The following is an 11,241-nucleotide window of genomic DNA, read 5'->3' on the forward strand; positions in this document are numbered from 1 at the left end:
AATATAATAATTTATAAAGCCATTTTTTAGCAAAAGCACCCAAGCGATAGCCGCTAATAATTTAACCTAAAAATTGCACTTACTTTGTAAATTTAACAAAGTGAGTTGTCGGCAAACTTCTCAATCGGTACACTAAAAAAAATATATATAGCAGGGCACGTTATGTCACCAGCCAAAATACGCAGTGATGTTATAAAACTCAGTGAATTAAGCACTAAAAAACCAGATTATTACTTTATCCAAGGCTACTTAATGGGATTAGGTGTATTACCTCAACTACTTGTTCCCAGTGAGTGGCACCCAGATCTATTTGGAGAGTTTAATATTCAAAACGAGACTGAGCTAAAATACCTCGAAAGCTTAATGGCACTGTACAACCAAAGCATGGATAAAATAATTCAAAACGAATTAAAAATGCCAGCAAAATGCAGCCTATCTAAACAAGACTACCGTGAGTCACTAAAGCCTAATATGCCCCTACCAAATTACTGTAAAGGGGTTTTACAGGCGCTTAAAAATATAAATAAACGCATGCTCAATACAGAGCAAAAACGTTCTATAAACAGCCTTACTACAGTGTTAAAAGCATTTACAAGCCCCAAAATCGCCGCAAAAGAATTTGGTGAATTTGCCCAATACAACGCCCAAGAATATAAACGTAATTACGTGTACTTTATGGCCGACGCTATTTTTGAATTGCGTTTTAGTAATGAGCGAGCAGTATTTGACGAAAACGAAGCCGAATTTAACAACCACTTTTTAGACGAAGAACCAGATGAATTAGATGAGCTTGATGAATTACTTGAGCTAGTACTCGCCGACACCGAGCTAAAAGCACTTGAGCCAATACAGATGTTTTTAGAAATGATGGAAGGGCTCATAACCAAGCAATTTATAAAAAACAACACAGGGCACTTTTGGGGCTTGCACGAAACCCGCCCTTATATGATGCTACGTGCGCATAGAGCAAAAATAAACGCACTGCATGGTTATACCCAAAAAGCACAGTCAGAACTCGAAACGCTATTAACGCTAAACCCAAACGACAATCAAGCAAACCGCTTTTTATTAATGAACTGCCTGATCATCAATAAACAATGGGAGAAGTTAGATGCTCTATTGGCCGACTTTGATTTTCAAGAACTACACGCAACAGCCAGCCGCGCGCTAAGTGCTTTTGTAAAGCATGGCGATTCAAAACCCGCTAACGATTACAAAAAAATGCTCCAGCAGCAAAATAAACACTTTACCAAAATACTTACAGGGCAAGAAAAACTAAAAGAACAACAGCCACCATATTACAGCCCAGGCAGTAAAGAAGAAGTCGCTGTTTATCTTGAATCGTTAGGTAAGCAGGCGTGGATTTCGGTGCCTGCGAGTCTTTTTTGGCTAAGAAAAAAGTAATAACTAAACGCGTGAAAAGTGCTAAGCGTGATTTATGTCGCGCTCAGTTCTCAACATAAGCACTTAATAATAACAGCGTATTAATTTAAAAATTTCTACTTATTAAGACTATATTTAATGCGCTTGTTCCTGTAGATTAAACAAATAATGAATGCAGTATTAACAGCACCTTAGCTGTTAAACCATTAGCCAAGGAGCGGTAAGTCACGTGCTAAACACCACACTTACTTATTACAACCAAAATGCCAAAGCTTTTAGCGACTCAACACTCAATGTTGATATGTCGGCACTTTATGCTGAGTTTTTACCGCACGTTGCACAACACGGGCGTATTTTAGATGCCGGTTGTGGCAGTGCGCGCGATGCCGCATTTTTTAAAGCGCAGGGTTTTACTGTGAGTGCGTTTGATGCAAGCCCAGAGCTGGCAGAGTTGGCAAGCAGTTACTTACAGCAACGTGTAGCGGTTAAAACATTCCAAGAGCTAAATTGTGTAAATCAATACGACGGTATTTGGTGCTGCGCTAGTTTATTACACGTTCCAAAGGCTGAGTTACCGCAGGTATTTTTAAACCTACAAAATGCGCTTAAACCGAATGGTGTTTTGTATGTATCGTTTAAATATGGCGATACAGAGCGTGTGCACAATGGTCGTGAATTTACCGATTTAAACGAAAATGCTTTAACGCATTTACTTAGCCATACGCAGCTAAAAGCCATTAAACAATGGCAAAGTGTTGATCAGCGCCCAGAGCGCGAAAGCGAAGTATGGTTAAATGCGCTTATTAAAGTAGTGCACGTTTTATGATTGGAGCAATGCAGCAACAGCTCGACTTTATTGCATATATTCAGCGAATGTTAGTTGAAGGTGAATTCACAGCTACTTATAAATATGCATTGTTACATGCAATTGCTGATGTGTGTGTAGAGCATAATAATAGTAATCCCGAAGCTCCAATGGAAATTGAAATCGACACTTTGGTTGATAAGTTTATTCAACTGTATTGGAATCATTCAGTGCCATATGCATTGGGCACAACAGATATAATAACCAATGCCGAAGATATGTTACTTAAGCAAAATAGCTTAGGCCAAGCAAAGTTCATTACCGAGATATTTAAGCTGCAAAATGCAGGTATTAAAAGTTATAACGCATTTAAAAACTACCAACAATATAGCCAAGTAATAAGTTCTCTTAGACGAACATTTATTGATGGTCCGCTTTGGCGCTTACAGTTACTTTCGGGAAAAGAAGAGTGCTTTTTATATCCTCATACACTTTTAGGTAAAGGCAGAGAGCCAAAGCGAATTGTTTTAAATGTAGGTATTGCTCACTGTTTTAGGCGTTTCTATGATTTGGTTGTGCATCTTAGTGTTACTGAATGGGTAGAAAAAGTACAAACAATAAAAGCGAATCAAACGTTATTGGGATCGCAAAGCCAGCTACAAGAATTTTTGTTTGGTACTAATAGAACTGCTTTAAAAGTAGTTGCGCCGCTGCTTATTGATATTCAAAAAGGGCTTTGCTTTTATTGCCAAAAGCCAATGAACCTAAAAAACGAAAAAGAAACTAAAAAAACACCAGAGGTCGATCATTTTATCCCGTTTAAGCGTTATCCAAACGACTTAGCACATAACTTTGTTGCTGCGCATGCTGATTGTAATAACAATAAGCGAGACCACCTTGCAGCATTCGCTCACCGCGACCGATGGCTAGAACAAAACCTCGATACGCATAAAGCCGAAATCGCTAATAAACTCCAACCTTACTTTTATTGTGATTCAGATAAGTCACTGGCAGTAAGTAATTGGGCATATCAGGTAGCTGAATCAAGCAGTGCTAAATTATGGCTTGGCAAAAACAGTTTTGAAGAAGCAAAACCGAAAGCTGAGGTTCTTAAATTTTCAAAAGTTGTAAATAAATCAGAGCAAACAAACTTGGCGACTGAGCCGAAGGCTAATTTTAAAACTATCATTAACGCATTGAAATTGCGTTATTTCCCCAATATTAAAATAGCTTGCGGACATTTTAAAACAGGCGATAGCAGCGATGTTGAATATTTAGAAGCGCCATTTGGCGCAGGTAAGCTTGATCCAAACGTACATTTTTTAGCACGTGCATCGGGTAACTCTATGAACGGCGGTAAAAACCCAATTTACGATGGCGACTTACTATTACTTGAGCTAATAACATCCGATAAAGCAGGATCGCTACGCGGCCAAATAGTCGCGATAGAACGAGATGATATAGGCGGGGAAGGGCAGTATTTACTGCGTAAAGTTAATAAATTACCCAATGGGCAATATGAGCTAATTGCTCAAAACCCAGATTATGAGGTAATGATTGCAGATGAAAGCATGCGAACGTTCGCACGTTTTAAACAAGTGGTTACAGAGTAGTTGTAGTCGCGATTTTACATCGCGCTTTAACTTGTAGGCGCAGAGCTTGCTCGCGCGAAAAGCGAAGCTTTTAAATTTCGGTGTAATTAATATGTAGGTGCGATTTTACATCGGGCTCATAAATTGGTGTTTTGGCCCGAGGATTAAGGGATTAATAACCTCTATTCGAGGTTTTATCGCGTTGGCGATGGCAACCAAAGGGCGGCTGCCGCCGACCGCCCTTTGGAATCCCACGGCGCACCCGAGGATCACACTTTATCTTCAACTTACGTTAATGATGTGAACGTAACCAGCGTAGATAGGCCATCCATGGCCAAGCTACGCTTTGTACAGCATCCATGCTGTAAATTACTCATCATTAACTCAGTTTCAGGTGTGATCACGGGGAGTTGGAGTGTGCTGGTCGATTTGTGCTTATAAATGTAGGCGGGAGTTTCTCATAACTTGCCTGCTTATATTAAAAATTAAAAGGAATTTAAAATTGGAACAGCTTTTCCATATTGCGACTAGGTATTACTTTGCTTTTGAAAGCAGTAAAGGCCTTAATTTTAAAATGAAAAGTCAGTGGTTTTTTGCACTTGCTTTCGCAGCCATTTTTCTGGGGATGTGCTATTTACTATATTACTCATTAGCCGGAGGCTTGAGTCCTACTTATAAGTTAAGCAGTGGCGCAGGGTTAATAATAAGTGAAGTTGCATTTTTACTTTCCTTTACAAGCTTACAAGAAAAGAGAAAGAGTTTAATTCTTGAAAAGCATGGTGAAAAAGGTGGTGATAAACGTGCATTATTTCGTGCGAAAAGAAAGTGGCTCCTAAAAGAGTTAGGTATTAATAGTACAGAGTTTTTTTCTACAGCAGAGCAGTATGAAAAAATGCTTAAGTATTACTTTGAAAGAAAAACACCCTATGAGAATTATTGGCAAACGTTCTTTTCTAGTTTATTTAGTGATAGCTCAAAGGCAAGAATCTTAAGCTTATTCATTTTTTTAATGTCTATTTGTTTTTTATTAGTAATGAAAGGTGTGAGTGATTCAGAGGTGTTCTTCGAACTCCTTGAACTAAATAATTTGATTTCGGGCTTTTTCCTTATTTTACTTTTTTCATTTGGGTTGCACGTTTTCATAGAGACTGTAAAAGCTTTAATCCGTCTTATTGGTTTAATAAATTCAATAATTATCATACAGTTTGAAAATAAGCGTTCTGAGTCAGATGAAGTACTGAGAGTCTTTATTAAAGATTTATTGTTACTGAGCAGGTTGGATAACAGGATTAAAGTGGTTAATTGATCACCCTAAAGGTCTAAATATAGTTAACTTTAGTTTTGGGAAAAGGGATTAAAAAACCTCTATTCGAGGTTATATCGCGTTGGCGATGGCAACCAAAGGGCGGCTGCCGCCGACCGCCCTTTGGGATCCCACGGCGCACCCGAGGATCACACTTTATCTTCAACTTACGTTAATGATGTGAACGTAACCAGCATAGATAGGCCATCCATGGCCAAGCTATGCTTTGTACAGCATCCATGCTGTAAATTACTAATCATTACGACCGTTTCAGGTGTGATCACGGGGGGAGTAAGGATTATGAATACAATTCAGAGAAAGTTTTAATAAGATGTGTAGAAAAAGATATTATTAAATCGACAGAATCACTTTGTAAAAGTGAAAAACAATAAGTTATTGATTTTAAAGGTTTATAACTTATAGTGATAGTTTGTATTAAATATTAAATATTAAATGGTGAATGTAATGGGCACAAGGGATCTCACAGAAAATGAGTTAAAAAATAGAGAGAGTTTAGAAGATTTTGGTATCTCTTTATCTCTGCTTTTTGTAACAAACACAGGGCTCACAAAAAAAATTCTTGATGCAACGGAATCTATTTCTGATTTATTGAAAAAAAAGCAAGTCCATAACTTTGACCTTCAGAAAAATGGACCTGACAACAAAATAATGCTTCCTTGCATTATTTTAAGTGAAAATAAACGAGAAGAAACTAAAGTGTCGCTATATAGAGCTGCAACAAGAGGTGATAAGCGTTTTTGGCCTGGGCGCTTTTCAGAGTTTGCGGTAGATGGTCAGGTATTTGCATTATTCATTGCGAATAATTCCCTTGTTCTGCTTAATTTATCCTCTGAAAAGCTGTTAGATATGAGTGAAGGTTCTTTTCTGTGGGAAATATTAGAGAATATTGATCTTGTCCAAGACTCTGAGGCTGAAATTCTTGAAGAAGAAACTAACGTAGAAGACGGCACTAGTAGCGAAATTGAAATACCATCTCGATTTGAGGTTTCCAGTTATGGCTGGGACAGTGATGTTGAAGGCCTCGTTAAAAGATTAAATAGAGAAGATATAAAGTTACCTGGTTTTCAACGAGGCTTTGTGTGGAGCTTAACTGAGCAATCCAGATTTATAGAATCTTTGATTTTAGGGCTTCCTGTTCCAAATATTTTCTTAGCAAAAGATAATGACTCTAAGACATTAAATATAATCGATGGTCAACAGCGTTTAAAAACCTTACAAAGATACTTAGCGGGTGAGTTTTCTATTTCTAATAGTAAGAAAATCCATGAAGATTTACGCGGTTGTTACTTCAGTCTTGAAGTTGCAAAATCAGCAAAATCTAAAGTATTAGAAGATGAAGATGCACGAACTTTAAGTGATTCCATTTTACATAGTATAGTTATTCGCCCTGATCCCACATCAGATAGTCTTGAGTATGGCTATGAGTATAACAATGCAGTTATACAAATATTTAGAAGACTAAATACTAGTGGTAAGGCATTACAGCCACAAGAAGTTAGGTCTTGTATTTTTTATGGCTCTTTTGACAATCTTCTACATAGTTTAAATAAAGACAATTCATGGCGTAGCTTATTTGGAGAAAAGCATAGTCGTTATAAGGATGTTGAAACTATTTTGAGATTCTTGGCTTTGTATGACTCCTATGAAAGCTATAAGGCGCCAATGCCTAGTTTTCTTGATAAGTACATGGAAGCAAACCGAAACCTGAATAATTTAGAGCTACAGAAAATCCGAGATCTTTTTGAGTTAATAATGAGCGATTTGGTTAATGCATGTGGTACATCAATATTTAAAACCGCAGGGACTTTTTTATTATCAAAGTTTGATGCTGTAACAGTTGGTTATGCAAAAGCTATTGATTCAGGCGTGAGGCTTAATAAATCAGAAGTTATCGAAAGAATAAGTATGTTGCTTTCCGATGAGGAATATATTGAATCTACAGCAGAGTTCATAAATGATACTGGTAATGTTACTAAAAGAATAAATGCAGCAATAAGAATATTTAAAGGGTAAAGCTATGGCACGTCGGTCTCGGCATAATGGGCATGATAAGTATAAGATGAGGATAAATAGTTTATTTGATTCGTACAATGAAGATAATAATCCAGAGTCTCAAGCGCATAGTGCAAAATATTTAGCAGTTTTAGTTTCTGGTTACTTAGAGCAAGCAATAAAAGAGGTATTGTTAAATTATTCTTCACTTGGCTCGAGGCCGCAAATAGCAAAGTATATAGAATCAACCTGGCCAATTTCCAGAAATATGAGCGCAGATAATATTAATAATATACTCTCTCATTTTAATACCCATTGGAGTGAAAAATTTTCAGATTGGCTTAAAGACGATATTATTAGAAAGAGCCACATAAATTCAATCGTACAATGGCGAAATAGTATCGCTCATGGACAAGAGTCTAATACAACAGGTGTAACTTTAGTTTCGGTGCGTGATTCTTTTATAACTATTAAGGAGTTAGTTAAATTTATTGAAGAAACAGTAAAATCTTAACCTCAAATGTTTTTACTGAAAACCCTTCTAACTTTTATGAAGGGTTTTTCCTTGTAAACACTTGATTGCTAGCCCAAGCTTTTGACCTAATAAAGGCGGTACAGCATTACCTACTTGGGTATATTGTGGTACTTCAAATTTACGCATCTGACCGCCAGTTGTTATTTTCGAACGAAATTCGAATTGATCTGGAAATGATTGAATTCGTGCCATTTCTCTAACGGTCAGAACGCGAAGTTCATTCTTATCGTAATGACAAGCATCATCTGGTATTGAAAGTGCGGCAGGTGCAGCTGCATCTGCAATTAAAGCTTTTTGAGTCTGCTTTTTGGTTGGGTGCTCTAATAGGTATCTAACTAGGTCAAACTTGCTATTAAATTTAACTAATCGGTTTTGCTGATTTAAGAACTCTTTATCTAGTAACACAGCTGCGCTTTCATTACTAAGGTCTGCTACACCTCTCTTGAGGACATTAAATACGTCTTTTGTGACCTGCTTATCATCTACATCTTGTAATATTTGGTAAATTCTAAATCGTCTTTTTACAATGTCACTGTTTACTCTTTGTTCGTGGTTTTTAAGCTCGGTAACATTACCTAAAACAACTGAAAATTGAGTATTTAACTGTTTAATATAAGATGACTGTTTCGAGGGATGACTCAACTTTAAATCGTCAAGCGCATCTTTCACTGATGCGGTTCTATCTGCTATTAGGGAATTTAGAAAACTATTTTTAAATAATTTATGGTGCTCTGCTTTTGTTATATCAAAATAGGGGAGATCACCAAATTTTACAGTGTTAATACTCTTTTTAGCTTTTTTGAAAAAGGTAATTGATTGCTCAAATAATTCTGTTTCAGCTTCATTTAAATGTTTAAGCTTTTCAAAATAGTCCTCACGTATTGCAATCATAATAAAGCGAGGCCTATTTTGAGCTATTCCGGCATATTTAGCATTAACGTGTAAACAAAGAGGAATATAACCTTTAGTTGCAAACACTTTTGCAACTTCATGCCATGCATGGAATTTTTCTCCTGCTTCGTCTTTAAAAGCACGTAAAATTCCCGTTACATTTTCGAGCATTGCAATTTTAGGCCGAACTAAAGATACGAAGGTAGCGAACTCCCACGGTAATGTATTTTTATCACAATCTTTTTTACGCATGCCCGCCATACTAAAACTTTGGCATGGTGGCCCACCAGAAACGAGATCTAATTCACCTTTACCAAATGAATTATGAAGTTCATCGCATAACTTTGAGTTTGTAGTTAACAGTTTGTTTAGCTCTACAATGCTGCCGACAATCAGCTTATTCTGTATGCTTTTTAGATCACATGGGAGGTCAGAAAATCCATTCTTATTATTAAACTCCGGGAAGCTAAAAGGATTTTCTCTTAATCTAGGTTTTAAATCTTTATAGTTACTGTTCAACCACAACGTATTTTTCGGCATTAATCCATCTTCAGCTAATTGCGCTAAATTCTCTTTAAAAAATTATAAGCAAAAGTTTCTGCTGCCATAGGCGAAAGTTCATTAGCAAGTACAGTTTCAAAACCGACACTTTCTAGCCCTAATGTTAAGCCACCGCAGCCTGCAAACAATTCTATATGATTCAAAATACATCCAACAATAAATGAAAACCATCGAATTTTACGGGAATCACTGTCAAAAGTCCAGGTAAGAATCAACTATTTTATGTATTGACTTAGGAACAAGAAAAGTATAATTTAATTAAAGGCTTATGAGAGTAGCCCTCCTTTCTGTAAAGACCCTTTGTGTCCTCTCTGTAGATAAAGTTGTGAATTCGCAGCTAGGTTTACAGTGTTCGGACTGAAATCAATTTATAACTCTAACTACACATATCTTCGGCGCGGGAAGCGCCATCCTGATTGTAGGAAAAGCATTAAGCATCACCCAATTAACCTAAATTTATTCTAGCTGCGGTGAATTCCAAAATCTTTGGACCATCGAAAATGATAAATGAAAAACGACTAAAGCAAGAAGCAAAGCTTTTAAAAAAAAATAATAATAGTTTAAACCAAGCACGAGCACTAGAAATTGTTGCTCGTAAATATGGTTATTCTAGTTGGCGTGATGTTTCAAAAGAGTTAAAAAAGCAAGCAATAGAAGGTATTCCCATACCCAGTATTTCAACAAATTTTGTTGAATACAATGAAGTTGAAATGTCAGATAAGGATTATGAGGTTTATGATCAAGAACGGGTCGGTGATTTACAATTAGAACAAAAATTATTGCTGAGAAGTAATACAGTTGCTTTGACTAAGTTAGGCGTAGAGTTTTCTCTTTTTGAGCCTACACAAACAGGTTTAAATAAATCTATTCTGGATGCAACGCAGTCTGTAAGAGATCATTTCGAGTTAGAGGAGTTTCATTATTACTTCCAACAAGAGCAAGGTGTTATAAGGAAAGAAGTTAGTTATTTGGTAAATCAGAACGAAATAAAAGAAATTATTGGAAGTTTTTACCGCCCTAAAACTAAGCAGGGTGATCCGAGAATGTGGTATAGGCAACTACCCAAATTTGCCGCCGCTGGTGAGCAAATTGCTATTATCATTTACCAAGGTGCCCCGCATCTCATTAACCTTAGTCAAGTTGATTTAGAAAATGAATTACAGAACCCTTATAGCCATATATATAAATTAATAAAAAGCTATATAAATAAAGAGTTTTCTTATTCTGCAGAGTTACTTACCAAGATAAAAGAATTAGCTATAAAACCTTTTAAAGCACTGCGAAGTGGTGATACTGCAATTGGTTTTACATTAGAGGCTTTACTTGGTATCGAGGCAAATTCATCAAAAGATCCGGATTATCATGGTATTGAAATTAAGTCGGGTAGAGGCGGTAAAAATCGGACAACTTTATTTGCCCAAGTTCCTGATTGGAATTTAAGCCCTTGTGGGTGCAAAGAAATAGATTTTGCTAAAGGCTCTAGTGCAAAAATTTTGGAGAAATATGGCTATGAAAGAGAAGAGGACTTTAAATTGTATTGTACGGTCAGTACTCAGCGTCAAAATTCTCAAGGACTACATTTCATATTTAACAAACAAAAAGACCAGCTTGAAGAATGGTATCGTAATGAGGAATTAGTCGCTGTTTGGCCAGCGAAACTATTAAAAAGACGTTTAGTTGAAAAACACTCTGAAACATTTTGGGTACAAGCTAGGAGTTTTAAAGAAAGTGGCGAGGAATTTTTTCAATTAGAAAAAGTTGTGCATACTAAGGCACCTGTTTTAAGCCAATTAATACCGCTAATATGCTCCGGTGTCATTACAATGGATCATCTAATAAAACGTTCGGGTGAAACCGGTCGAGTTACAGAAAAAGGACCGCTTTTTAAAATAGATAAAAGAAACCTAGAGTTGCTTTTCCCCGAGCCCATAGAGGTTAATTTATAAATTAACCAGTAAAAATAGGGGGGTAATTAACTGTTCGTAAATACCACTCCCTGTTTGCGAGTGGTTAGTTTACTAAATAGTGAATTATAAATAAGCATTAACTCATTATTGAATTGGAGGCTGTTGCTTAGGTCGTTCTCCCGTGATCACATCCGAAATTTTATTAATGATGAGCAATTAACAGCATGGATGCTGTTAAAAGCGTAGCTTAG

Annotated in this window: 9 protein-coding genes; 7 read left to right on the top strand and 2 right to left on the bottom strand. The window is 36.6% G+C overall.

Features of this window, described 5'->3' with window-relative positions:
• Positions 1–162 precede the first annotated feature (162 nt).
• The 6 genes from P20652_RS03190 to P20652_RS03165 all read left to right on the top strand — a co-directional run bounded on the left by P20652_RS03190 (position 163) and on the right by P20652_RS03165 (position 7,610).
• Positions 163–1,404, top strand: a complete 1,242-nt coding sequence (locus P20652_RS03190; RefSeq protein ID WP_008171565.1) for a UPF0149 family protein — start codon at positions 163–165, stop codon at positions 1,402–1,404.
• A gap of 208 nt (positions 1,405–1,612) precedes the next feature.
• Entirely contained in the window at positions 1,613–2,209 is a 597-nt protein-coding gene (locus P20652_RS03185; RefSeq protein ID WP_008171566.1) for a bifunctional 2-polyprenyl-6-hydroxyphenol methylase/3-demethylubiquinol 3-O-methyltransferase UbiG, read from the top strand.
• Complete coding sequence (locus P20652_RS03180) at positions 2,206–3,801, top strand: S24 family peptidase (RefSeq protein ID WP_008171567.1); 1,596 nt, start codon at positions 2,206–2,208, stop codon at positions 3,799–3,801. Before P20652_RS03185 ends, P20652_RS03180 begins: the two co-directional genes overlap by 4 nt.
• A 481-nt stretch (positions 3,802–4,282) precedes the next feature.
• Entirely contained in the window at positions 4,283–5,086 is an 804-nt protein-coding gene (locus P20652_RS03175) for a hypothetical protein (RefSeq protein WP_033017944.1), read from the top strand.
• A gap of 462 nt (positions 5,087–5,548) precedes the next feature.
• Positions 5,549–7,117: a DUF262 domain-containing protein gene (locus tag P20652_RS03170; RefSeq protein WP_008171569.1), complete on the top strand. Its 1,569-nt coding sequence runs from the start codon at positions 5,549–5,551 to the stop codon at positions 7,115–7,117.
• Between the two features lie 4 nt (positions 7,118–7,121).
• Positions 7,122–7,610 (top strand): HEPN domain-containing protein, encoded by a 489-nt coding sequence (locus tag P20652_RS03165; RefSeq protein WP_033017945.1) that lies wholly within the window; start codon positions 7,122–7,124, stop codon positions 7,608–7,610.
• Between the two features lie 27 nt (positions 7,611–7,637).
• Here the strand turns inward: P20652_RS03165 and P20652_RS18925 are convergent, their stop codons facing one another.
• Together P20652_RS18925 and P20652_RS21175 are read right to left on the bottom strand one after the other, a co-directional pair.
• Positions 7,638–9,062 carry a DNA cytosine methyltransferase gene (locus tag P20652_RS18925; protein ID WP_237707153.1) on the bottom strand — a complete coding sequence of 475 codons (1,425 nt, stop codon included), beginning with the start codon at positions 9,060–9,062 and terminating at the stop codon, positions 7,638–7,640.
• A gap of 23 nt (positions 9,063–9,085) precedes the next feature.
• The gene (locus P20652_RS21175) at positions 9,086–9,226 is read right to left on the bottom strand and encodes a DNA cytosine methyltransferase (RefSeq protein WP_008171574.1); all 141 of its coding nucleotides are present in this window, start codon (positions 9,224–9,226) and stop codon (positions 9,086–9,088) included.
• Positions 9,227–9,583: 357 nt separating this feature from the next.
• Between P20652_RS21175 and P20652_RS03160 the strand changes: the two genes are divergently transcribed.
• Positions 9,584–11,029 carry an MvaI/BcnI family restriction endonuclease gene (locus tag P20652_RS03160; RefSeq protein ID WP_008171576.1) on the top strand — a complete coding sequence of 482 codons (1,446 nt, stop codon included), beginning with the start codon at positions 9,584–9,586 and terminating at the stop codon, positions 11,027–11,029.
• The last annotated feature ends 212 nt before the right edge of the window (positions 11,030–11,241 follow it).

The organism is Pseudoalteromonas sp. BSi20652 (assembly GCF_000239855.1).
In the GTDB taxonomy this organism is placed as follows: Bacteria; Pseudomonadota; Gammaproteobacteria; order Enterobacterales; family Alteromonadaceae; genus Pseudoalteromonas.